Source organism: Arthrobacter sp. alpha11c (genome assembly GCF_054149985.1).
Genome location: NZ_CP196747.1, coordinates 1269567 through 1293497, shown reverse-complemented (window position 1 = coordinate 1293497; position 23931 = coordinate 1269567). Strand labels below are relative to the sequence as shown.

The following is a 23931-nucleotide window of genomic DNA, read 5'->3' as shown; positions in this document are numbered from 1 at the left end:
CGGCGTCGGGGGCCGTCCCAAACCGACCCAAAACTCCGGCTCCCGAAGTGCCGTCCCCGAACGTGACCGAACTCAATCAGCCACGCGCGCCACTGCGCGGGGCTGACGCGACTGTGATGGCCTGCAGCGCGCGCTCGAGGACACCGCTGATGGAACCGGTGCCGTTGGCTTTGACCAGGATGCCGCGCTCGGAGTAGCGCGAGACGACCCGTTCGGTTTGCTGGTGGTAGAGCTCGAGCCGGTGCTTGATGACCTGTTCTGTGTCGTCGGTTCGTCCCGATTCGGTTGCACGGGCCAGCAGGCGGGATACGAGCTCGGCGTCGGGGACAACAAGCTGTAGAACGGCACTGATTCCCAGTTCGTCAGCGTTGAGGATGCCATCAAGGTAGTCAACTTGAGCCATTGTCCGCGGGTAACCGTCGAGGAGGAATCCTTGTTCAGCATCCTTTTCGCGCAGGCGGTCCCGGACCATCTCGTTCGTGATGGCGTCAGGCACGAAGTCCCCGCTATCCATGAATGTCTTGGCCTTTTGCCCTAACGGGGTCAGGTTCTTGACGTTCTCCCTGAAGATATCGCCGGTGGATATCGCGGGAACTCCCAACTTTTCCGAGATGCGGGCAGCCTGCGTGCCCTTCCCGGAGCCCGGGGCGCCAATAATCAACAATCTCATCTCAGTCGTCCTTAGAAGTGTGTGTGAGGGGATGCCCAGCTGTGTTCTGTTTCGGGACATCCCACTGGTAGCGGGCGAAGACCTCCCGGCTGCCTGACTTTTCGACCATTTCCCGGGGCCATGGCCCCTCGGCTGAAAGCCAAATGATCGAGTTGTCGGGCATCACGGCGTCCACGATGCCGCTTCTGACAAAGTTTCCGGCCTGGCGGATTTCCACATGTTGGCCCAAGAGTCGGCCCCAGTCCGGTTGTGGGTGCAAGTCCACGGGTTGGCTCCTCTTTTCTTCAAGGGCTCTGGCTGCAAGGGCAGCATCAAAAGCGGAGGTGGGGCACCGCAACGTTGCGATAGGTGTGATGATCCGGGTGATCATCCGGTGCCCCACCACCAGTTCAGGGGCTCAACGGCGGCATTAGAGTGAGCGTTGCTCCGCACCGTTGTATGCGCTCAGGGGTCGGATGAGCGAGTTCGATGCCAGCTGTTCCATGATGTGCGCAGTCCAGCCGGTGATGCGGCTGGCGACGAAGATCGGGGTGAATGTCGGGGTGTCGAAGCCCATGAGGTGGTAGGCGGGCCCGGCGGGGTAGTCGAGGTTGGGTTTGATGGCCTTGGCTTCGTCCATGGCTTGTTCGAGTCCGTTGTAGAGTCCCAGGAGTTCGGGCCGGCCGTAGTGGGCGATCATTTTGTCCAGGGCGGCTTTCATGGTGGGCACGCGGGAGTCGCCGTGCTTGTAGACGCGGTGTCCGAAGCCCATGATCTTCTTCTTCTGTGCCAGGGCGTCTTCCATCCATGCCCGGGCCCGGACTGCGGCTTCCTCGAGGGATTCTTCGCTGCGGATGCCGATTTCGTCGAACGTGTGCATGACGGCTTCGTTGGCGCCGCCGTGGAGCGGGCCTTTGAGGGCGCCGATGGCAGCGGTCACGGCCGAGTGCAGATCGGAGAGTGTGGACGTGACCACGCGGGCTGTGAACGTGGAGGCGTTGAAGGAGTGCTCCGCGTAGAGGATCATCGAGACGTTGAACGCCTCCACCACCTCGTCCACGGGCTCTTCGCCGAAGGTCATCCACAGGAAGTTTGCCGAGTAGTCCAGGTCTTCCCGCGGTTCCACCACGTCCTGGCCGCGGCGGCGGCGCTGGTCATAGGCCACTACCGCGGGCATGGCCGCCCAGAGGTCGATCGCCTTCTTCATGTTGGCATCGGGGGATGAATCTTCGGCCAGCTCATGCCGGGCTCCCAAGACGGAAGCAGCTGTACGGCAGACATCCATGGGGTGCGAAGTGGTGGGCAGACCATCCATGACCTCCCTGACTGCAGGATCCAAGGCGCGGCCCGCGCGCTCCACGGCAACGAGCGCCGCGAGTTGTTCGTCGTCGGGCAGTTCGCCGTTCCATAGCAGGTACGCGACCTCTTCGAAGCTGCATTTGGCGGCCAGTTCCTGAACGGGGTATCCCCGGTAGAGCAGGGAATTGGTGTCTGGGTTGACCTTCGAGACGGCGGTGTAGTCCACCACGACGCCGGCAAGGCCTTTGCGGATTTCTGATTCAGCCATGTTTGAACTCCTTTGTTCTGTATCGAGTGCGTTATCGGATGCCCGGTACGGCGAAGTTGAATACGCCGGTATCGAATTGGTTGTAGGCCTCGTAGTCGACGAGTTCGTAGAGGCGCGCACGCGTGAGCATCTGCGGTACACGAACTTCCTGGGTGCCCAGCCTCTTGATTGTTTCCAAGGTGGCCTCTGCAGCGCCCATGGCAATGCGCAGGAGGGTGACGGGGTAGATGACCATGTTTACCCCGACGCTTTGGAGTTGGTCCACGGTGAAGAGGTCGCTTTTGCCGAACTCTGTCATGTTGGCCAGGATGGGCACGTCCACGGCGTCCCGGATGGCCTGGAACTCGCTCAAATCGGCCATGGCTTCGGGGAAGATCGCGTCGGCGCCGGCGTCCACGAGGGCTTTGGCGCGGTCCTGGGCTGCTTGGATTCCGTCGGTGGCGCGGATGTCGGTGCGGGCCATGATGAGGAAGTTAGGGTCCCGGCGGGCGTCTGCTGCGGCGCGGATGCGTTTGGTGGCGGTGTCGAGGTCCACGACGTTTTTGCCGTCCAGGTGCCCGCAGCGTTTGGGGTTGAACTGGTCTTCGATGTGGCAGCCGGCGAGGCCGGCGTTTTCGAGTTCCTGGATGGTGCGGGCCACGTTCATGGGTTCACCGAAGCCGGTGTCCGCGTCCACGAGGGAGGGCAGGTCGGTCATGCGGGCGATCTGCCCGGCGCGGGTGGCTACTTCGGTGAGGGTGGTCAGGCCGATGTCGGGCAGGCCGAGGTCGTTGGCCAGCACGGCGCCGGAGATGTAGACCCCGGCGAAGCCCTTCTCCTCGATCAGCCGCGCTGAGAGGGGGTTGAACGCGCCGGGGAATTGGTGCACGGTCCCGGAAGCCAGCAGTTCCCGCAGTTTCACCCGTTTCTGTTCGGGGGTGACTTTGGAGTACAGCATTTAGAACAGTCCCTTCGGCGCGTTGCTGGGGTCGATGATGCCGGGGGCTGCGGTGATGTTCAGTTGGTCCAGTTCGCCGGGGCCGAGTTCGGTGACGCGTTCGACGGCGGTGAGGAACCGTTCGATCTCGGTCTCCTCCACGAGACCGGCGGCGAGGGTGCGGAACTTGGTGATGTACTGCTCCCGGGCGAACGGCCGGGCGCCGAGCGGGTGCGCGTCGGCCACGGCGATCTCATCGGTAATGACCGTTCCGTCCGTGAGGGTGATTTCCACCGAACCGCCGAAGGCTTTCTCGGCGATGTCCAGGGAGTGGTAGCGGCGGGTCCATTCCGGGTCTTCGACGGTGCTGACCTTGTGCCAGAGGTCCACGGTGTCCGGGCGGGCTGCGCGTTCGGGGGCGTAGGAATCCACGTGGTGCCAGGTACCGTCCTGCAACGCGACGGTGAAAATGTACGGGATGGAGTGGTCCAGGGTTTCCCGGGACGCGGACGGATCGTATTTTTGGGGGTCGTTCGCTCCCGAGCCGATCACGTAGTGCGTGTGGTGGCTGGTCTTGATCAGCACCGAGGCCACGTTGGCCGGGTCCGTGAGCTCCGGGTGCTCGCGGTGGAGTTTGCGGGCGAGGTCGATCCACGCCTGGGCCTGGTACTCGGCGGAGTGTTCCTTGGTGTAGGTGTCCAGGATCGCGCGCTTGGGCTCCCCGGGCAGCGGCAGGGGGACTTCGTAGGAGGCGTCCGGGCCGTCGAGCATCCAGGCGATCACGCCGTCTTCGCCTTCGTAGATCGGCACGGGGGAGGTCTGTCCGCGCATGGAGCGGTCCACGGCTTCGACGGCCATTTTGCCTGCGAAGGCGGGGGCGTGGGCTTTCCAGGTGGAGATTTCGCCTTTGCGGGACTGCCGGGTGGCGGTGGTGGTGTGCAGGGCCTGGCCCACGGACTGGAAGATCGTCTCAACATCCAGACCCAACAACGTGCCGATACCTGCGGCGGCGGAGGGGCCGAGGTGGGCGACGTGGTCGATTTTGTGCTGGTGCAGGCAGATGGCCTTGACCAGGTTCACCTGGATTTCATAGCCGGTGGCGATGGCCCGGACCAGGTCCTTGCCGTTGGAGCCGACGTGTTGGGCGACGGCGAGGATCGGCGGGATGTTATCGCCGGGGTGGGAGTAGTCCGCGGCCAGGAACGTGTCGTGGTAGTCCAGTTCGCGGACGGCCACCCCGTTGGCCCAGGCGGCCCATTCGGGGGAGACCCGCTCGCTGATGCCGAAGACGTGCCCGCCCGTGCCGTTGGCGGACGGGGCGTGGGTCAGGGCCTGGGCGCGTGCTGCGATGATGGGGGCGCGGTTCAGGGAGGCGATGGCCACCGAGGCGTTGTCGATGATCCGGTTGATCACCATATCCGTCACCTCCGGGGTGACGTCGACGGGGTCGGCGGCGACCACGGCGATTTTGTGCGCGAGCTGTTCCTCACGCGGGAGGTTCTCTTCGGACTTGTACACGCGGACGTGGTGGTTCTTGACCATGGTGCTCCTTCTACTGGGGGTTTTCAGCGGGCCACGTGAGCGGCCTTGACGTGGGTGAGGCTTCGGTGCAAATGAACGGTGGTGGCGGCCTCGGCCAGCCGCGGGTTGCCTGCGGCGATCGCTTCGGCAATCGCGGCGTGCTCGGCGGCCGCGGCACGGAGCCTGGCGGCGTCATCGGCTGCCAGCCGGCGCACCCGGACCAGGTGCACGCGCAGGCTCCGCATGGCCTGGGCAAGGTAGGAGTTGGAGACCGCGGCGTCGATGGCCTCATCCAGGCGGCCCACCAACGCGTAATACTCGTGCCGGGCAGGATCGGTATCGCGAAGCAGACCCGGGGCCCCCAGCAGTTGGGCGTGCAGTTCGGCGAAAACGCCCGGCTCTCCGCGCTGCGCGGCCAACGCCGCGGCCCTGACCTCCAGCGTTTCGCGCAATTCAAACAACTCATCGATGCTGTCCAGCGAAATATCGGTCACGACGACGCCACGCCCACCGGCCGCCGTCGTCAATCCCTCAGCGGTCAGCCGTCCCAGCGCCTCCCGCACCGGCGTGCGGGACACACCCAGACGCTCGGACTGCTCCACTTCCGCGAGGACGGTGCCCGGCCGAAGGCGCCACTCAATGATGTCTTCACGAAGAGCCGCATAGGCCCGATCACTGGCGCGCATAACCACAGTGTATACACAGCATTAGTCAGGCGGCAATAAACGCGCAGATTGGAAGCTCTGTGTATACATTCAAGCCTTGTCGGCAACTACCTCCTTTGGGAGGTAGTTGGATGTCCTCGCTTCTAGCTAGGGTGCTCTGCATCACATTGTGAGAAATACGAGCCGGACATCAAAGGAGATTCCCATGAGCTCAGCTTCATCCGTTGCCTATTCACCGCCTCACAGCCGCAAGACGCTCAGGAAAGTAGCGTTCGCCAGCGCGGCCGGCACCACCATCGAGTTCTACGACTTTTTCATCTACGGAACGGCAGCGGCCTTGGTCTTTCCGGTTGTCTTCTTTCCCGCCTTGGGTGCTGCCGCCGGAACTGTCGCATCTTTCGGCACCTTCGCCGTCGCGTTCATCGCCCGGCCGGTCGGGGCCATCATCTTCGGGCATTATGGCGACAGGATCGGACGCAAAAAGACCCTCATCACCACGCTGCTCATGATGGGCATCGCCACGGTGATGATCGGCCTGATACCGGATGCGAGCACCATCGGCGTTGCAGCACCGATCCTGCTGGTGGTCCTTCGGTTCGTACAGGGCCTGGCTGTCGGCGGGGAATGGGCGGGAGCCACCTTGCTGACAGCCGAATACGCACCCCCAGGAAAACGAGGACTGTTCGGCTCTTTCCCGCAGCTCGGTCCCTCGGTGGCCTTCGCGCTGGCCAGCGGCACGTTTCTGGTCACCAGCCTCACCCTGGGCGATAAGTCGGAAGCGTTTATCACTATCGGCTGGCGAGTGCCGTTTATTCTCAGCGCCGTCCTGGTTCTGGTGGGCTTCTGGGTGCGGACCAGCATCGAGGAGACGCCGGTGTTCAGGAATGCCAAGCGCCCCGAAACCACTGCCAAGCTTCCCATCGTGGAATCCATCAAGGGCCAACCCAAGGAAATCCTCTTGGCAGGCGGCTCCCTGACGCTCCTGTTTGCCCTCTTCTACATTGGAACGGCGTTCCTGACCAGCTACGCCACCAGTCCCACCGGTATGAAGTTGAGCCGTCCGGAGGTCCTTACCACTGGAATCATCGCGTCAGTCTTCGTTGCCGCCGCCACGCTGGCCTCCGGTATCCTTTCCGACCGCTTCGGTCGCAAGAAGGTCATCGCGGCGTCCTGCATTTTCGCTGTGCCGTGGTCCCTGGTGCTGTTCCCACTGCTGGGCATGGGTACGGTTCTGGCCTTCGGTATTGGCCTCACCGTCACTCTCGTGATTTTTGCGATCGCCTACGGTCCGGCAGGTGCGCTCCTTCCTGAGCTCTTTGAGACTAAGTACCGTTACACCGGTGCCGGCATGGGCTACAACCTCGCCGGGGTCCTGGGTGGTGGCATTGTTCCGCTCGTCGCGGCACAGCTGATTACCAGCACAGGAGGCTGGGGCATCGGCGTTCTGCTCGCCGCCATTGGATTGTTCAGCATCGCCTGCACCATGGCACTACCCAACCGGGAGAGGTCCGGACTTGAAGAACGTCCCGTAGAAGGCGGAACCATGAAGAAGGACCGCACGACGGCGGCATAGGACGGCCGCTGGAAGGTGCGGGGCTGTCGACTCATCGGCAGCCCCGCATCCGTGGCGCTGGGGTATCTCGCGTACGTCCTGGAGTACTTGCCGATCAAAAGCAAACACAAGAACGTCCTCCCGGAAATCCGGGAGGACGTTCTTACAGCGGTTTCTGAAGACTCACTACGGCAGAAGGCCGAGCCTCCGTGCGGCCGATACCGCTTCGAGCCGGTTATGTACCGAAAGCTTGGCCATGGCGTTTTGAAGATAACTCTTCACGGTGACAGGCTTCAGACTCAGCCTGTCTGCCGTTTCTGCATAGGAGCATCCCAAAGCAAACTGAGCAAGCACATCAAGTTCCCGGGGTGCCAGCCGTACAGCGGGCTGCACCCCGCTGGCGGGGGACGGGGCCAGACGCGCGCCGATGCCGTCGAGCTGCTGTGCGAGTTGGACGTCCGTGACCGTGCTAGCCAGGGACCGCAACTCAGCGTGTGCCTGCCGGACTTCCTCCAACCAGTTGTGGTCGTAGGCCATGGCTGGTTCCGGATGGACACGATGCAAGACGGCCACTCGCCGGTCTACCTCATCCCTGACGCGGAGTTCCGATGCGACGGTCGTCGCCGCAGCCATCGCATCTTCCATGGCCCGCTCACCCAAGGGGATGCCCTCCCGGCTTCCGACATAAAGTACGGAACGCGGCTCGCCCCGAACCAGGACCGGCACCGCGGTCAGCGATCTGATGCCCTCGTTTTTGACGGCAGCATCGTATTCGTGGGTAATCCGGTCGGAAGCGATGTAGTCAGTCACCAGATAGGGCTGGCACTGACTGAAAACCCGCCCACCCAGCCCAGCGCCAGGAAGGACACTGACGTTGCGGAGACTAGCCGTGGCCGTGCCGAGGAAATCCGAGAGCTGGAGGCTTTTCCCGGCTACCATCCCGCCAAACAACACTGCGGGGCGGAACCGTTGGGCCAGCTCACGCATCGCGGCGCGGAGCAACTCCCGGTCATCAGGGCGGTAGTAGACGTCAGGCTGCATGACCCTACACGCTACTGGTGAAGGAAGCTCGGTGGAAGCTTCTCGAAGTTTGATTCCGCCGTCTTGGCCCGAATGGCGTTGATGATGGCAGAAAAGTCCTGCGTTGCACCGCCGTCGTCGGAAAACGCGCGATACATGTCCGTCGCCCTTCCTCCCAGCCCAACGTCCTGCAGGCCGGCGAAAGCCAAGGCATCCGCTGCCAGGCCCAAATCTTTGGCCATGAGGGCACTCGCGAAACCAGGACGGAAGTCGTGATTCGCCGGGCTGCCAGGCACGGGACCCGGTACGGGGCAGTTGGAGGTCAGCGCCCAGCATTGCCCGGACGCATTTGAGGTCACATCGAACAGTGCGTCGTTGCTGACCCCAAGCTGCTCTCCCAAGACAAAGGCTTCGCTTACCGCGATCATGGTGATGCCCAGAATCATGTTGTTGCAAATTTTGGCTGCCTGGCCCGCACCAGGACCGCCGCAAAACACCTTTCGTTTGCCCATGGTATCCAGGAGCGGGCCGGCTTGGGAAAAGTCAGCGTCAAGCCCTCCAACCATGAACGTCAAGGTGCCCGCAGCGGCGCCGGCAACCCCGCCGGAAACCGGGGCCTCCAAAGACCTTTGGCCCGCCGAAGTCGCCAACGCGTGTGCGGAGAGCGCATCTGCCACGGCAATGGTGGAGCAGTCAATGAAGAGGGTCCCTGGGGAGGCTGCCGACAACAGCCCAACAGAATCAGCTGTTCCTGAGTACAGTTCCAGAACATGGCGGCCTGCTGGAAGCATCGTGATGACCACGTCGGCCCTCTCAACGGCCGCTACCGCAGATTCCGCAATCCTGATGCCGTTGTCTCGGGCCTGGTCAAGGGACGAGGCTGCCAGGTCAAACCCGGTTACCTCGTATCCGTGCTTTGCCAGGTTGGCTGCCATCGGACCACCCATGTGGCCGAGCCCGATAAAAGCGATTCGTGGTGTCATAAGTTGTCCTCGCGTTTCGATTGATTTCTTTGGACGCGCATTGGGGGCGGAGCCCTCGAACCACGGGACGAACCCGCGTGCTCGATCCAGTATTAATTGGCGCCTTTACCTTGAAGTATTGGACTAAGTGAAGTGAAGACTTCGGGATTTTCGATGGTCGCCGGCAGCGCTTCATCTCGCCCTTCGGCAATTGCCCGCATGCTGCGGCGCAGGATCTTCCCGGAGCGAGTCTTGGGGAGGCCGTCCACCACGTAGAGCTCGCGAAATGCGGCCACCGGCCCGACTTCTGTTCGGACAGAGGCGATGATCTGTTCCCGCAAGGTGTCCTCGGTGATGCTGGCCCCGGATTTCAAGACCACGAAGCCCCGAGCCACTTGCCCTTTCAATTCGTCCGGCACCCCGATGACCGCGCATTCCGCGACCGCCGGATGGGCAGCCAGCACCGCTTCCAAGACCCCGGTGGACAAACGGTGTCCGGCTACGTTGATGACGTCATCCGTGCGGCCCATGACAAACACGTATCCGTCCTCGTCGATCAGACCGCTGTCGCCAGTGAGGTAATACCCGTCGAACGTGCTCAGGTACGCCTTGCGATAGCGTTCCTTATCCTGCCAAAGCGTGCTCAGCATGCCTGGGGGCTGTGGCAATTTGATACAAAGCATCCCTTCGGTGCCGGCCTCCACCGGCTTGCCGTCCGAGGTGAGCACCCGAATGTCGAACCCGGGAACAGGAACCGAGGGCGAGCCAGGCTTGAGGGGCATCGGTTCCAGCCCTCGCAGGTTCGCGCAAGCAGGCCATCCGGTTTCCGTTTGCCACCAGTGATCAACCACCGGAACGCCCAAAAGGTTGCCAGCCCATGCGTAGGTGTCCGGATCAAGCCTTTCGCCTGCCAGGAACAGAGCCTCCAGGCTGCTGATGTCCAGCCCGTCCAAGCACGTGGCCTCAGGGTCAACCCGTTTGATCGCCCGCATGGCCGTCGGTGCGGTGAGCAGCACTTTGACGTTGTACTTCTCGATGATGCGCCAGAACGCACCGGCGTCGGGAGTTCCAACCGGCTTTCCCTCGAACATGACCGTAGTGGCACCGCCAATAAGTGGCCCGTACACCGTGTAAGTGTGGCCCACCTGCCACCCCACGTCTGAGGCCGCCCACATCGTTTCTCCGGGGTGAACGTCGTAGACGTTGGGCAGGGACCAGGCAAGGGCGACAGCATGGCCGCCGTTGTCACGGACTACACCTTTGGGTTTTCCGGTGGTTCCAGAGGTGTAAAGGATGTAGAGGGGATCGGTCGACATGACCGGTTCGCAGTCGGCGGGTTCGGCAGCGGAAATAACGTCATCCCAATCGAACTCGGCTTCTCCCAGTTCCGACACCGCCTGTTCACGCTGAAGGATGATGGTGGAATCGGGACGATGGCGGGTCTTTTCCAACGCCGCCCGGATGATCGGTGTGTATTCCACAACGCGGCCTGGCTCCAGACCACAGGATGCAGCCACGATGACTTTGGGCTCGGCGTCGTCGATTCGCGCGGCAAGTTCCGGGGCGGCGAATCCGCCAAAGACCACCGAATGAACCCCACCGAGCCGAGCACATGCCAGCATCGCGATGGCGGCTTCGGGAACCATGGGCATATAGATCAGCACGCGATCTCCGCGGCCGACGCCAAGGTCACGAAGAGCACCCGCGAACCGGCTGACTCGATCCAGGAGTTCGGTGTAGGTATACCGCTCCGTCCGATGTGCCATGGCCGATTCCCAGACGAGGGCCAGGCGGTCACCTTTCCCTTGGGCGACGTGCCGATCCAGCGCGTTGTAACAGGTGTTGAGTACTCCATCCGGGAACCATGTGAAGAACGGCGCCTCGGAGGTGTCGAGCGCGCGGTGGGGCTTTTCAAACCAGTCGATCGCGTCGGCGGCTTCGAGCCAGAACGATTGCGGGTCGGCCATACTGCGTGCGTAGGCGTCAGCGTATGCAGACATGGAATGCGTCACACTCCTGAAAAGGTTGAGAATTGGACAGTGGGTGGCTTCGGAGTCGTCAACCGATTGCCACGCCCTCGGCGAGCCCAAGCTCACGCCCGCCGAGGGAGGTGAAGCAATCCGCAACCATGCTGGTGGTCACGTCGGCCGCGGTGGCTGGGTTCGAGCGGGGACTACGGTCCTTATCGATGACCTGTGCGCGGATGCCCTCACGGAAGTCATGGCCGGCAAGAAACCGGAGACCGATGCGGTATTCCACGTCCAGGGCTTCTTCAAGAGTCAGGTCACGCGCCCGCGCACGTCGTAGTGCCTCAAGGGTGACTTTGAGCGCCGTGGGTGACTTCGCCTCGATGGAGTCCGCTGCTTGGGCTGCCTCCGGTACAGGTGTGGACCGTAGACGACGCACGATTTCCTCGACGTCGTCGGCGGCGTGGGCGTGGTCAATCCACGTCCGGTCAGCCGCGAGGCTCGAGGGCTGCGGCTCAACGACGAACTTCGCAATGGCCTCGTCCGCCGCTTCCTCTTCCAACGCCGTCGCAAGTGCGTCCAGGCTGTCGCTCCGAACGAAGTGGTCCGCGAGGCCCAGATGCAGGGCGTCGGCGCCGTCGAGGTGGGCGCCCGTCAGGGCCGCATGAGTCCCGGACTCACCAGTGGCTGCCGCGAGCAAGAAGGTACCGCCGACGTCGGGAACGAACCCGATCGTCGTCTCCGGCATGCCCATCCGTGTGCGCTCCGTGATGATTCGGTGGGATCCGTGGGCGGAGATGCCTACGCCGCCGCCGAGCACAAGGCCGTCCATAAACGCCACGTACGGCTTGGGATAGCGGCTGATCAGCGAGTTGAGACGGTACTCCCTGGCCCAGAACTGCGCGGTGGCGCTGCCGCCGTCGTCGATCATGTCCCGGTAGATCGCCACGATGTCGCCGCCGGCGCAGAGGCCGCGCTCGCCGGCGCCCCGCATCAGGACCGTCCTCACCGCATCGTCTTTGGCCCACTCGCCAAGTTTGGCGAGCATTGCTTCCACCATCTGTGGGGTTAGCGCGTTGATGTTTCGGGGCCGGTTGAGCACGATGACGCCAAGCCGGCCTCGACGTTCGAAGAGGACTTGGTCGGTGGGCATGATCAGCTTCCGGCAGGCATGACGAAGCTGGCGCCTCCGCGGATCCCCGACGGCCAGCGGCTGGTGACGGTCTTGGTTTTTGTGTAGAAGCGGAACGCATCCGCTCCGTGCTGGTTAAGGTCGCCGAAGCCGGATGCCTTCCAGCCGCCGAAGGTGTAGTACGCAATGGGAACCGGGAGTGGAACGTTGATGCCGACCATGCCGACTTCGACTCGGCTGGAAAAGTCGCGGGCCGCGTCGCCGTCGCGCGTGAAGATTGCGACGCCGTTGCCGAATTCGTGCTCGTTGCACAGGCGCAGTGCTTCGTCGTAGTCCTCGGCGCGGACGACGCTCAGCACGGGGCCAAAGATCTCTTCCTTGTAGATGCTCATTTCGGGCGTCACGTGGTCGAACAGGGTGGGGCCCACCCAGAATCCGCCCTCATAGCCCTCGACGGTTGGTTCACGCCCGTCCACCACGAGGGCGGCTCCTGAATCCTGGCCGGCGGCAATGTAGGACTCGATGCGTTCCTTCGCTGATGCAGCAATGACCGGACCGAAGTCGCTGGCCTTATTCAGGCTGTGGCCGACGGTGAGTTTGTTGATGCGCTCTTTGAGCTTGGCAACCAGCGCGTCGGCCGTCTTTTCGCCCACCGGCACAGCAACTGATATCGCCATGCAGCGTTCGCCCGCGGAGCCGTAAGCCGCGCCGATCAAGGCGTCAGCGGTCATATCCAGATCGGCGTCCGGAAGGATCACCATGTGGTTCTTGGCTCCGCCGAAGCACTGGGCACGCTTGCCCTGTGCGGCGGCCGTTGCGTAGATGTACTGAGCGATCGGCGTGGAGCCAACGAAGCCAATTGCTTTGACGCGCGGGTCCTCAAGGAGGGCGTCAACGGCTTCCTTGTCGCCGTTGATCACGTTGAACACACCGTCAGGCAACCCGGCTTCGGTGAGCAGCTCCGCCAAACGCAGGGGGACGGAGGGATCGCGTTCGGAGGGCTTGAGGACGAATGCATTGCCGGCAGCCAATGCGGGGCCGGCCTGCCACAGCGGGATCATGGCAGGAAAATTGAAGGGGCTGATGCCCGCGACGACGCCGAGCGGCTTGCGCAGGGAGTGGACGTCGATTCCCGTCCCGACGCTGTCGGAGAACTCACCTTTCAACAACTGCGCGGCCGCTCCGGCTGAGAATTCCACCACCTCAAGGCCGCGCTGGATGTCTCCCTTCGCATCGGCAAACGTCTTGCCGTGCTCGGATGAGAGCATTTCCGCGAGCTCGTCCAGATGTTCATTGACGAGTGCCACAAACTTCAGCAAGATCCGCCCGCGGCGCTGCGGGTTCATCGCTGACCATTCCGCGTGGCCCTTTTCGGCATTGGCTACAGACTCGCTTACCTCTGCGGGTGTGGCAAGCGGGACACGTGCCTGCACCTGTCCGGTGCAGGGGTCATAGACGTCGCTGAAGCGCTTGGACGTGCCCTCCGTGCGTGTTCCGCCGATGTAGTGCGTGAGTTCGTTGACCATGAAATGCTCCTTTGCTTCTGGATCACTGGCCTCGGTTCCGTGGCTGGGTGATCCATCATCTGGTCGAAGGTCTGGGGGATTCCAGCTTTCTGCTGGGCCGTTGATTCAGCGTCCCACCGCCTCAACGGTGCGAACAAGCGCAGTTAAAGCAGATGCCATGTGCATACGTGCACATGGCATCAGCGATGGGTCGCCTCTTGTTCCGACCTTTAAGCCATCAGCTCGTCTTGGCGGCTGCGGACTTCCGACAGAACGGCCTTGATGACGGCCTGCACGGCAGGGGAGCGAAGTGATTCTGGTCTGGCCGCGGCCCAGAAACTGAGCCGCCGTTCAAAACCATGCGGCAGTACGGGGACAAAACCGGGTAGTCCATAGACCATGAAGGAGGGCAGGAGGCCGATTCCGCCGTTATGTCGAACCGCCTCCAGCTGGGCAAAGAGGCTTGTTGCCTGAAAGTTTGCCGGACTCTCTGTCAGGGTTTGCGACCGGTGGCCTATTTCAACAACTTGAAGAACGGATTCCACGTAGGAGACGAAGCTATGGCTTTGGAGTTCTGGAAGCGTTTGGGGCGTCCCGCGCTCCTTCAGGTAATTTGGGCTGGCGTAAAGGCGGAGGACGTAGTCGGCCAGGAAGATTGTTTCCGTTCTCCCCGCCTCCACGGCGCCTGCAACAATCTCCAGATCCACGCCCGACCTGTTCCGGCTGAGCTTGCGTGTGGCGTTGAGCATTTCGACCCGCAGCAAAGGGTTTCTGCGCTGAAGCCGTACGAGTGCGGGCGTCACGAACATGGGTCCGAACACGTCGGGGGTGCTGATTCTCACCAAGCCCGAAAGGGATTCGGACGTGCGCTCCAAGCTGGCCGTGAGGCCTCCCAGGCTTCGCTCAACGCCCTCCGCCGCAGCGACCGCCTTTCGTCCCAACTCGGTAAGCTCCCATCCATAGGGCGTGCGTTCCAGGGTGCGGCCGCCCAGGCGCTTATCCAAGGCGAGGATCCGCCGCGAAATGGTGGTGTGTGTGGTGTCCAGCGCTTCAGCGACTGCGTTGAATCTGCCCAACCTGGCAACAGTGAGCAGGACGAGAAGATCGTCTGCGCTTGGAAGTCCCTTAAATTCCACATTCGCCTCCTGTGCATCAACGCACACTATGTCTGCCAATTCAGGCATCTACTAGGACTTCCTAGTATCTACTAGGAAGTCCTAGTATGTAGTCCCTGGTGCGTTTCTGCTGTCAGTAAGCCCAGCCACGCTACTCCTGTCAAGGATGAAGGGACACATGCTCGTGAAACTGGAAGAAAGTGTTCGCAACCGGCCCGACCCGGCAAGGCCTGCGATAGTGCCGCCTTTTCCTGATGCAGACCTGATGTATGTCTGGGATCTGCTCTCGCCCACCGAGCGTTCGCGGCTGTTGAACATCCGTAACTTCCTTCAGGAACACGTCCGGGAAGCTTCCATTGACTACTGGAACAGGGAGGAGTTCCCGTTCGAGCTACTGGCCATGCTTGGCGCCTACGGTCTTGGAGGTTTGCAAACCGACGGAACGTCAGTCCTGTTTAAGGGGCTCGTATATGTTGAGGTCGCACGAGCGGACGTCTCACTGTCAGCCCTGGTTGGCATCCACAATGAACTCATTGTGGGCATGATTGATGCCTTGGGGTCGCAGGACCAAAAAGACCGTTGGCTCCCTGGCCTGACCTCCTTCCGGCAGCTCGGTGCCTTTGCCCTCACCGAGCCGGACCATGGCTCGGATATCGCCGGCGGACTTGAGACTACCGCCCGCCTTCACGACGGCGAATGGGTCATCGATGGTGCCAAACGCTGGATAGGCTCGGGTACTGTTGCCGATTTCGCTCTGGTGTGGGCGAGGGATGTCGCGGATGGGCAGATTAAGGGCTTCATTGTTGAGACGGATCGTCCCGGATACTCAGCCACGAAGATCTGCAACAAGATCGGTTTGCGGATCATGCAAAACGCCCACATTGAGCTCCGCTCCGTCCGGATTCCCGAAGCAAATCTCCTGCCGGGAGCCACCGACTTCTCCAAGGCAAACGACCTGTTGCGGGATTCCCGGGCTTGGGTTGGCTGGCAGGCCGCTGGCATTCAACTTGCAGCATTTGATATCGCCCGCGCTTATTCCTTGGAGCGAAAGCAGTTCGGCCGGGAACTCGCAAAGTTCCAGCTGGTACAGCAGCAGTTGTCCGAGATCCTTGGAAATGCCACAGCATCCCTTGGATTAATGGCCCACCTCGCGAGGATCCAGACTGAGGGAAAGCTGGAGATGGCCCAGGCCGCCATGAGCAAGGCAACCACCACCCGGATGGCAAGGGCTTCGGTGGCCATGGGCAGGTCCCTGCTTGGCGGAAATGGCGTAAGCACCGAGTACGAAATGGGCAAACTGCTGGGGGATGCGGAGATCCTCTACACCTACGAGGGGACATACGAGATCAATTCCCTGATTGTCGGACGTGCCGTCACCGGCAAATCCGCCTTCGTCTGAACTCGACGTGTCACAGATCGGGCCCGGGCGGTGTCTTCATGTCGTAGGACCCAGAACCGACCCGTAGGAGGAGTCATGACCAGCAGGATCCCGACCGCAGAGATCACCGGTTTCTACGGCGCACTCATTAAGAAGTTCAGCGCGAAGATGTTCGGCAAAGTCCCTGAATCGCTGGGCGTCATGTGGCACAACCAGCCCGTTCTCAAGGCATCCATGGGCTTCGGACAGAAGCTGCAGAGGTGGAACAGCTGCGATGAGTCGCTGAAGTCCTACGCTCACATGGCCGTGGCCTCGTTCATCGGCTGCAGCTGGTGCCTGGACTACAACTACTTCATGGCGCACAACCACGGCCTGGACCTGGAGAAGGCTCGGCAGATCCCGTGCTGGCGTGAGTCCGACGTCTTCACGCCGCTGGAGCGGGACGTCCTGGAGTATGCCGAGGCCATGAGTGCCACGCCCGTCTCGGTGACCGACGAACTGTCGGCCCGGGTGCTCGGGCAATTGGGCGCGCCAGCGCTGATCGAACTGACCAGCGTCATCGGCTTCGCCAACCTCACCACCCGCAGCAACGTGGCCCTCGGCATCGAATCCGAGGGTTTCGCGGAGTCCTGTGAGCTGAAGCCGCTCGCAGCACGCAGCGGCCGCGGAGTAGCCTGAGCGGCATGAGCAACCTCCGCGCCACTGACAGGCAGGATCCATTCGTTACCCACCGCAGCCTGTTCTTCACTGTCGCCTACGAGATACTCGGCTCCGCCGCGGATGCGGAGGACGTAGTGCAGGAGGCCTGGCTCCGGTGGGCCGAACTGGGCCTCGACGTCCGCGCGGGCGTCCGCGACCCGCGGGCCTACCTCGTTCGCACCGTCACCCGGCAGGCGCTCAACCGCCTCCGCACGCTGTCACGACGGCGGGAGGATTACGTCGGGGAATGGCTGCCCGAGCCCCTGCTCACCGTGCCGGATGTAGCCGAGGACGTGGAACTGGCCGAAAGCGTCTCGATCGCCATGCTCACGGTTCTCGAATCGCTCACCCCTGTGGAGCGGGCAGCCTTCGTCTTGCGCGAGGTTTTCGACGTGCCCTACGAGGAGATTGCCGAGGCTGTGGGCAAGTCAGGGGCCGCCGTGCGCCAGCTCGTCAGCCGAGCGCGCTCTCATGTGGCCGCCCGGCGGCCCCGCATGCGCGTGGACCGCACCGAGCAGCAGGAAGTCGTCGAACGGTTCCTCGCGGCGGTCACCACCGGGGACGTGCAGGGCTTGATGGACGTGCTGGCCCCCGACGTCGTACTCATCGCTGACGGCGGCGGCATCGCCCAGGCGGTTCGGGTGCCGGTGTACGGCGCGAAGAAGGTGACAAATCTGCTGAGGTCCTTCCCGCAGGCAGCGCTCAACCCGAAAATCGCTCTGCTCTGGCTCAACGGCGGACTCGGCATCCGGATCGACGACGAAGCAGGCGGTCCGTCACTCATCAGCCTGGTGGTGGAGGACGGCAGGATCGCAAGGATCTTCGCCATGCGAAACCCTGACAAGCTCGGCTACTTGGAGGAGGAGACCCTGCTGGCGCGTTAGCTGCTCGGACCCACATTGTTCAAGCTGCTTTTGCCTTCACAGCGCGGATTGTGTGCTTGCTGCCGACCATTTCATGTCCGACAACTTCGATCACTGCGGACAGTGCAACCAGCCCGATAACAGTGACTAATGCGAGTACGTCGGAGGGGTTATCCGGATTGATGTGGGCCTCGGAGCCGGCGACGGCACCGAGGATGACTGCTGCGGCCAACGGAATGAGGGTGACAATCAGCAGTGGAAGGTGCGTGAGGTCAAAGGACTTGAGGAGAACACTCCAGGTAACAAATATCATGATGATGACGGCCGCTACCGGAACGACGAGCGCTACGGCGATCAGAAGTAGTGACAGGTGACTGTCTTCGACGGCCAAGGCAGCAATGTGTAGTCCGGCGCCCACGGCTGAGATCGCGCCAAAGAGGAGCAAATGAGCGTACCGCCAGGCAAAGGTGCGTTCGGGCCATTCTTCAAGGATCGTCCGTGACGGGATGAGAAAGTACGCCCACCATAGTGCCGAGGCAAGAATAATGCCCGACGCCGCAATGACCACAGCGGACAACGTCCACCCTTGCACCTGAGTGAGAGCTGCGACCGCCATTGTGGTGGCCGCTACGACCTCGCCGAGCGTAATGATAGTAAGAAGGGCGAAACGTTCCGCGATGTGCCCTGCATTCCAGGGGGCGAGGCCGAATTTCCGTTCGATCAACACAGGTGCCACCATTTCTGCTGCCGCCAAAATAATCAACGCTGTGATGGTTGTCCCGGCAGGAAGGGGCAAGATCGCGGTGAGCAGCCATCCAATCTGGGCAACTCCGATGGCGACGCTGTATGCAATAGCGGTACGCCGTCGTGCGGGGTCCTGTCGAGCGGCTCGGAGCCACAAGGCCATGAGTGGGACCCTCATGATGACATAGCCGATCACCATAAGCATGTTGTTGGGGCTTTCCCCATCGGCCGCCGCCGAGAAGCTAACGGGCAACCCGAAGGTCAGGATCAGGACGCCGATCATTTGGACGAAAGTGGCAATGCGGAACAGTGCATCATCATTGCTGTAAGCGGATGCAAACCAGTTAAAGTTCAGCCAGGCCCAGCTCACCGCCCAGATGGCAAAGGTATATGCACCCACTGCTGGCCATCCAGAGCCTTCAGCGACATAATGGGCCAGTTCTCCCGCGGCGAACCCAAAGGCTATGACGTAGATCAGGTCGTAGAAGAGTTCCAGCGGGATTGAGCCTCGACCGCGCTCTAGGGGGTCGTGCCCGGGCATGGGACGAAACCGATGATAAAGGTCCTCCATCAATTGGTTGTGTAACGGCGATTCAGCGCTGGTTGCCATCATGCCCCTTCCTTGTGCACTACGGTTCCACTTCGTTCACAACGCAATACCTACATGGAAGCGTCCCGGATTATTCCGGAAGGAAATGCGTGAATACCCGGTATCCATCGGATCTAAGAAAAATCCGTCGTGAAGAAGCTCCTTCCGATGAAACCCATAATAGGGAGTCGTCAGGCATGACGGCTTCGACAGTTCCTTTACGGACAAATTTTCCGTCCTTCCAGATTTCTATGCGCTGCCCAACGGCACGTTGCCAATCTGGTTGCAAATGCAGGTCCACTGTTGCTCCTCAAGTTGATGGGAAATTCCTACAGAGTTCAATGGCGCGGCCCAAGTTGAACAAAACAGCGGGTCCGGAGCTGTCACCGCTGGAGACCGCGGAGGTGCAGGCAGATCTCCTCGATGGCCCGCCTCGCCTGGGTGAAAGCGCCGGTCTCCGTGAGGAAGCCGTGGAAGACCCCGCGATACCTGATCAGCGAGGCGGGGACGCCCTCGCGCCGCAGGCGTGCCGCATACGCCTCGGCGTCACCTCGGATCGGGTCGACCTCCGCAGTCAGGATCATGGCCGGGGGAAGGCCTCGCAGCGATGCGGCACGCATGGGTGCCGCAAGTTGGTCGTCCGCCCGGTGTCCCGGGCCGACGTACTGACTCCAAAACCAGCGCGCGTCCGCGGTGCTTAGCAGCGGTGCATCGGCAAATTCCGTCCAGGATGGAGTGGTGAACGTCCCGTCGACGGCGGGGTAGGCGAGCACTTGTGTCACGGGCAGCGGGCTGCCCTCGTCGCGTCGATGGAGGCAGAGGGCGGCTGCCAGATTGCCACCAGCAGAGTCTCCGCCGACTGCGATTCGTGCGGGGTCGATCCCGAGCTCCGTTGCTGTCAGGGTCAGCCATGCGTAGGCGTCGAGGCAGTCTTGCAGTGCCGCGGGGTACGGACTTTCCGGAGCGAGCCGATAGTCGAGGGACACGACCGTCCACCCGGATCCGACGGCGATCGCGCGGCACAGCTCGTCTGCTCCCTCGATGGTTCCAAGAACGAAACCTCCGCCATGCAGATAGACCAAGGCGGGCCTTGGACTATCTGTAGCGCCCTCGGGCCGGTATAGGCGTGCCCGGATCGCGCCTGCCCGGGTCGGGACATTCAGTTGTTCAACATGGTCAAGCGGCGTCATCGGCGCAGTGCAGGGGCTCGTGTTCAGGAGCGCGCGGGCCTGCTTCGCCCCCAATTCACGGATGGGTTTCGGCAGAACATGGTTGATCATCCGGGCCGCGGACTTCGCTTCGTCGTCGAGCAGGTTCCACCATGCGGGAGGGGTGTCGTTCATCTCGGTTGCCTCGCAGTCATTGACAAAGAATTGATCTGTACCTCATCATCATAGTCACATGATCAAGTCATTTGACTACATTATTCATGTTCCACTGGGATCGACCGTTGACGCTGTGCCGTGCGTCGATCTCGTTGAATCGAAAGGACAGAAGGATGACCGAAACGACAATCGGCCACGCTGCACGCGAGGCCGACGTGGTCGGCGGGGTCTGCGTTCGGATCGAGGAGGACGCGAGTCCGATCGTCCGGCTGATCGGCCGCACGATCACCGATTCCATCCGCGCCAGCCGGGAAGCTTCCCTCGTGGAGGGGGTGGAAGGCACCATTGCGGTCCGCTCCCATGACACCCCCCAGGCCGCGACAATAAGCATCTCCAACGGGGTCATAGCAGTATCGAGCGGTGTATTCGTCGAGCCCGATGTAACGCTGGTCGTAGACCTGAATGGGCGGTTCGCCCCGGTTGGCGGGCCTGTAGTTGAAGGTCAACATCACTTAACCGCCACCGCATTTGAACTGTTGTCACCGCCGCTGCCTGACTGGCGGGTTGCCGCCGAGGAATTCTGGGCCGCCACACGATTGATACCGGGGATCCCGGACGTACTCGTCGCGGTCTCGGATGGGCCCGATGGGCTGTCCGAGCTGGTGGTCGGCGAGGGCGACACGCAGTATGTCATCGCCGGCTCCCCGGATGGGCTGGCCGGCATCTTCTCGGGCGCCGATGATCTGATCGCCGCCCTGTCCACCGGTCTGATCGGCGTGCGCGGCACGCTCTCCCAGCTGTCAGTTATGGTCGGAGCATCCTGGAAGGTCCGTTACGATGTCTGAAATTGTTACCAATCCAAATACCCGTGACGACGTCCATACAGTCCGGCTTGAGGCCACCAATCACGAGGGCTCATTCCTCGGAAAGAACCTTTCGCCCAAGAAGTTCACGACGAACGCAGGTTCGGGGTTCGCGTTCGCTGATCTCCTTTTCGGCCTCGACCTGGGCAATGCCCCGACATTCGGTTTCGCCTATCCGGGGTGGCGTGGGCACCTGGCCGATGTGCAGTTTCGCCCCGATATGGCGACGCTGGTTCAGTGGGAGCCCGGTCTGCAGTCCGTCATCGGTGATTTCTGGCAAGCGGACGGCACACCGGTGGGGATATGCCCTCGTAACCTGGCCCGCAAGCTGATCGATCGGCTCGATAGTCGAGGCTTCAAGGCCACTGTGGCGGTAGAGATAGAGGCGACACTTTTCCAAGAGTCCATCCACGAGGCCCGCATCAAGGGATACCGCGACCTCACTCCGCTGGGCGGTTCCGCCGGAACCGCGTACCACCTGGCGAAATCGAAGGACTGGGTTGACTACATGTCGGCAGTAGCCCGTCGCCTCGACGAGATCGGTATCGAGTGGGAGGCGTGGAGTGACGAGGATGCGGCTGGCCAAGTCGAGCTCAACCTGGCTCCCGGTGAACCCCTCTCGGTCTGCGACGATTGGGCCCGTACCCGGCAGGTGATGCGCGAGGTGGCCTTCGAACTAGGTCACACAGTAACCTTCATGGCCAAGCCGACGGCGGGGTACGGTCAGGCCTCGCACGTCAACCTGTCGTTGCAGCGCGACGGCGTCAACGCCTTTTACGCCGAAGAGGGGCCCTCGCCTACGATGCGGCATGCTATCGGTGGACTCCTCGCGACGATGCGGGGCGCGACGTCGATCATGCTCCCGCAGATCACCTCGTACCGCCGACTGGTGGACCTGAGCGGTCCGCCGACGACGGTGACCTGGGGCATCAGCAACAAGACCACCGCTGTTCGTGCCGTATGCGGGCATCCGGCGTACTCGCGGCTGGAATACCGTGTGCCCGGAGCCGATGCGAACCTGTATCTGGCGGTTGCGGCCATTCTCGCTGGCGTGATTGCCGGCCTCGACGCCGCGATCGAGCCGCCCGAGCCGGTCACGGATATGGCGTGGTGCGTACCGGACCTCGAGCGTTTGCCGGATACCGTCACCAAGGCGGCCACTGCTCTTGAAGCGGACCCGATTCTGCGCGAACAACTCGGGGACGAGTTCGTCGACTACTGGGTAGGTACGCGGCGGTGGGAGTGGATGCAGTTCCATACGGCAGGTGGCGATCCATTCGCAGAGCTTTCCGAATGGGAGTCGGCGCGCTACTTCGAACTCCCTTGAGCGCAGGGAAATCCATGCCAGACGCCATCCGCCCGATGATCGGCATCACCGGCCGTCGGTTCCGTTTGGGGCTGGTCGACGGAATGGACAAGCGCTACGGCCATCTGTTCGCTGATGCCTTCATGACCGACTTCTCGGACCGGATCGCCAAAGCTGGTGGGATTCCGGTGAACCTGCCCTACGACGCCGATCCTGAGGCACTCTGCCACTGGCTGGCGGCCGTGGTCATCACCGGAGGACAGGATGTTCATCCGGCCTGCTGGGGTGGCGACCTGTCCGTGGTCCGCGATGTGGATCCGCGAGATGATCCAACCGTCCACGATCCCGACAGGGATCAGTACGAAATCGCCTTGGTGCGTGCTGCGCTGGCCAGGGGTATCCCGATCCTGGGAGTATGCCGGGGCCTGCAGATCCTGAACGTTGCTCTGGGCGGCACTCTCATCGCCCACCTGCCGTCCAGTTCCGTTCAGCATCTGTCCGGTTCGCGGGCGCCCGCCGATGGTGCTGACGACCACAAGGTGACATTCGAGCCCGGCTCCATCGCAGAGCGGCTGTTCGGAGCAGGCGCTGTGACCAATTCGTGGCACCACCAAGCGGTCGATAGCTGCGGCACCGGCCTGGTAGTCACAGGCCGAGCGGCCGACGGCGTCGTTGAAGCGGTCGAGCTCCCCGGAGCTGCAGTCCTGGGTGTTCAGTGGCATCCCGAATGGATGGAGCGTGACGATCCGGCTTTGAGCTGGATCGTCGCAGAGGGCAGGCGGCGCATCTGACCTGCGCGAGGATTTGTTCGGTCGGCGCCGAAGTTCCCGGGGCCGGCCGAACAAACCCTTTTGCCTAGACCTTCGAAGGCCTGGAAGCGCCAAGACTGGTGGCCATCCACGCGTCGAGTACGCCGAGAGCGAGCTCGATTTGCCGCTCAGCTGCCGCTCTGTCAGCAAACACCAGCCAGTTGAGCGCGAATCCGTCGGACAATGTGGACACGATGTATGTCAGTTCGTCAATGATCGTTTCGTTGATCGACTGTCCTGAAGTTTTCGCGGCAGCCTCGAGGATGGACCGCATGGTGCCGAACGCGTCGTTGTACACCATTTCAGCTTGCTTGCCCTCCTGACGCTGAGCCCAGCTGATCAACTCAACGATTGCCGGACCGAAGTCGGGATTCGCCAGGTACCACTCCAACAGGCCACGCAAAAGCGTTCGCGCGGTGCTCTCCAGGTCGCCGTCGACCTCGTTGCTCGTCAGCACCTCCCGGTACTGCCCTGAGACGTACTCGAAAACCGCAGCAAACAGAACTTCCTTGCCTGCGAAGCAGTAGTGCAGGGTGGCTAGCGGAGCATTCGCCTCCTGCGCGATGCGGCGCGTCGTGGCGCCCTCCACCCCGTGGGCAGCGATCATTCGAACGGCCGCAGCTACAAGTTCGGCGCGACGTTCAGCGGCAGGCATGTGGGCCATTTATTCTTCCTGTCGAATTCTAGACGGACGACTGATCAAGTGTCTTCCACGCTATCAGATCAGACTCCGAGGGGTAGTGATACTTCTCGATCATACGTCTTGATCAAATGACCAACTAGC

General features: G+C 62.2%; 22 protein-coding genes. 7 read left to right on the top strand and 15 right to left on the bottom strand.

All coding sequences use genetic code 11. The features are described 5' to 3' along the window. Positions 1-76 precede the first annotated feature (76 nt). The 6 genes from ACTAQJ_RS05945 to ACTAQJ_RS05920 form a co-directional block, all read right to left on the bottom strand. Positions 77-670 (bottom strand): adenylate kinase, encoded by a 594-nt coding sequence (locus ACTAQJ_RS05945; RefSeq protein ID WP_498701420.1) that lies wholly within the window; start codon positions 668-670, stop codon positions 77-79. 1 nt (position 671) lies between these two features. Then, on the bottom strand, positions 672-935 hold the full coding sequence (locus tag ACTAQJ_RS05940) for a hypothetical protein (RefSeq protein ID WP_498701419.1): 264 nt from the start codon (positions 933-935) through the stop codon (positions 672-674). Between the two features lie 144 nt (positions 936-1079). Further along, entirely contained in the window at positions 1080-2216 is a 1137-nt protein-coding gene (locus ACTAQJ_RS05935; RefSeq protein ID WP_498701418.1) for a bifunctional 2-methylcitrate synthase/citrate synthase, read from the bottom strand. A gap of 31 nt (positions 2217-2247) precedes the next feature. Continuing rightward, entirely contained in the window at positions 2248-3153 is a 906-nt protein-coding gene (gene prpB, locus ACTAQJ_RS05930) for a methylisocitrate lyase (protein ID WP_498701417.1), read from the bottom strand. Continuing rightward, positions 3154-4674, bottom strand: a complete 1521-nt coding sequence (locus tag ACTAQJ_RS05925; protein ID WP_498701416.1) for an MmgE/PrpD family protein — start codon at positions 4672-4674, stop codon at positions 3154-3156. Positions 4675-4697: 23 nt separating this feature from the next. After that, a complete protein-coding gene (locus ACTAQJ_RS05920; protein ID WP_498701415.1) occupies positions 4698-5339 on the bottom strand; it encodes a GntR family transcriptional regulator in 642 nt (213 codons plus the stop codon). Between the two features lie 184 nt (positions 5340-5523). Between ACTAQJ_RS05920 and ACTAQJ_RS05915 the strand changes: the two genes are divergently transcribed. Continuing rightward, positions 5524-6891: an MFS transporter gene (locus ACTAQJ_RS05915; RefSeq protein ID WP_498701414.1), complete on the top strand. Its 1368-nt coding sequence runs from the start codon at positions 5524-5526 to the stop codon at positions 6889-6891. Positions 6892-7056: 165 nt separating this feature from the next. Here the strand turns inward: ACTAQJ_RS05915 and ACTAQJ_RS05910 are convergent, their stop codons facing one another. The 6 genes from ACTAQJ_RS05910 to ACTAQJ_RS05885 all read right to left on the bottom strand — a co-directional run bounded on the left by ACTAQJ_RS05910 (position 7057) and on the right by ACTAQJ_RS05885 (position 14640). Further along, on the bottom strand, positions 7057-7911 hold the full coding sequence (locus ACTAQJ_RS05910) for a LuxR C-terminal-related transcriptional regulator (protein ID WP_498701413.1): 855 nt from the start codon (positions 7909-7911) through the stop codon (positions 7057-7059). Between the two features lie 11 nt (positions 7912-7922). Then, positions 7923-8873, bottom strand: a complete 951-nt coding sequence (gene mmsB / locus ACTAQJ_RS05905; RefSeq protein ID WP_498701412.1) for a 3-hydroxyisobutyrate dehydrogenase — start codon at positions 8871-8873, stop codon at positions 7923-7925. Between the two features lie 92 nt (positions 8874-8965). Further along, positions 8966-10852 (bottom strand): propionyl-CoA synthetase, encoded by a 1887-nt coding sequence (locus tag ACTAQJ_RS05900; protein ID WP_498701411.1) that lies wholly within the window; start codon positions 10850-10852, stop codon positions 8966-8968. Between the two features lie 58 nt (positions 10853-10910). Continuing rightward, positions 10911-11972 (bottom strand): enoyl-CoA hydratase/isomerase family protein, encoded by a 1062-nt coding sequence (locus ACTAQJ_RS05895; protein ID WP_498701410.1) that lies wholly within the window; start codon positions 11970-11972, stop codon positions 10911-10913. 2 nt (positions 11973-11974) lie between these two features. After that, a complete protein-coding gene (locus tag ACTAQJ_RS05890) occupies positions 11975-13477 on the bottom strand; it encodes a CoA-acylating methylmalonate-semialdehyde dehydrogenase (protein ID WP_498701409.1) in 1503 nt (500 codons plus the stop codon). A 209-nt stretch (positions 13478-13686) separates the two neighbouring features. Next, positions 13687-14640 carry a LysR family transcriptional regulator gene (locus ACTAQJ_RS05885; RefSeq protein WP_431114832.1) on the bottom strand — a complete coding sequence of 318 codons (954 nt, stop codon included), beginning with the start codon at positions 14638-14640 and terminating at the stop codon, positions 13687-13689. Positions 14641-14836: 196 nt separating this feature from the next. Here ACTAQJ_RS05885 and ACTAQJ_RS05880 point away from each other — a divergent pair, with 196 nt between their 5' ends. From ACTAQJ_RS05880 to ACTAQJ_RS05870, 3 genes are all read left to right on the top strand, one after another. Continuing rightward, positions 14837-15970 (top strand): acyl-CoA dehydrogenase family protein, encoded by a 1134-nt coding sequence (locus ACTAQJ_RS05880; protein WP_498702154.1) that lies wholly within the window; start codon positions 14837-14839, stop codon positions 15968-15970. Between the two features lie 75 nt (positions 15971-16045). Next, positions 16046-16627: a carboxymuconolactone decarboxylase family protein gene (locus ACTAQJ_RS05875; protein WP_498701408.1), complete on the top strand. Its 582-nt coding sequence runs from the start codon at positions 16046-16048 to the stop codon at positions 16625-16627. A 5-nt stretch (positions 16628-16632) separates the two neighbouring features. Next, a complete protein-coding gene (locus ACTAQJ_RS05870) occupies positions 16633-17532 on the top strand; it encodes an RNA polymerase sigma-70 factor (RefSeq protein WP_431114834.1) in 900 nt (299 codons plus the stop codon). Between the two features lie 19 nt (positions 17533-17551). Here the strand turns inward: ACTAQJ_RS05870 and ACTAQJ_RS05865 are convergent, their stop codons facing one another. Both ACTAQJ_RS05865 and ACTAQJ_RS05860 read right to left on the bottom strand, forming a co-directional pair. Further along, positions 17552-18868 (bottom strand): low temperature requirement protein A, encoded by a 1317-nt coding sequence (locus tag ACTAQJ_RS05865; protein ID WP_498701407.1) that lies wholly within the window; start codon positions 18866-18868, stop codon positions 17552-17554. Between the two features lie 359 nt (positions 18869-19227). Further along, positions 19228-20187 carry an alpha/beta hydrolase gene (locus ACTAQJ_RS05860; RefSeq protein ID WP_498701406.1) on the bottom strand — a complete coding sequence of 320 codons (960 nt, stop codon included), beginning with the start codon at positions 20185-20187 and terminating at the stop codon, positions 19228-19230. A gap of 155 nt (positions 20188-20342) precedes the next feature. Between ACTAQJ_RS05860 and ACTAQJ_RS05855 the strand changes: the two genes are divergently transcribed. From ACTAQJ_RS05855 to ACTAQJ_RS05845, 3 genes are read left to right on the top strand one after another with little or no spacing between them, the layout of a single operon-like run. Beyond that, positions 20343-21014, top strand: a complete 672-nt coding sequence (locus ACTAQJ_RS05855) for a hypothetical protein (RefSeq protein WP_498701405.1) — start codon at positions 20343-20345, stop codon at positions 21012-21014. Beyond that, positions 21007-22359 carry a glutamine synthetase family protein gene (locus tag ACTAQJ_RS05850; protein WP_498701404.1) on the top strand — a complete coding sequence of 451 codons (1353 nt, stop codon included), beginning with the start codon at positions 21007-21009 and terminating at the stop codon, positions 22357-22359. The genes ACTAQJ_RS05855 and ACTAQJ_RS05850 overlap by 8 nt, the downstream gene beginning before the upstream one ends. A gap of 14 nt (positions 22360-22373) precedes the next feature. Next, complete coding sequence (locus tag ACTAQJ_RS05845; RefSeq protein ID WP_498701403.1) at positions 22374-23129, top strand: gamma-glutamyl-gamma-aminobutyrate hydrolase family protein; 756 nt, start codon at positions 22374-22376, stop codon at positions 23127-23129. A 64-nt stretch (positions 23130-23193) separates the two neighbouring features. Here the strand turns inward: ACTAQJ_RS05845 and ACTAQJ_RS05840 are convergent, their stop codons facing one another. Beyond that, positions 23194-23811, bottom strand: a complete 618-nt coding sequence (locus ACTAQJ_RS05840) for a TetR/AcrR family transcriptional regulator (RefSeq protein ID WP_498701402.1) — start codon at positions 23809-23811, stop codon at positions 23194-23196. Positions 23812-23931 lie beyond the last annotated feature (120 nt).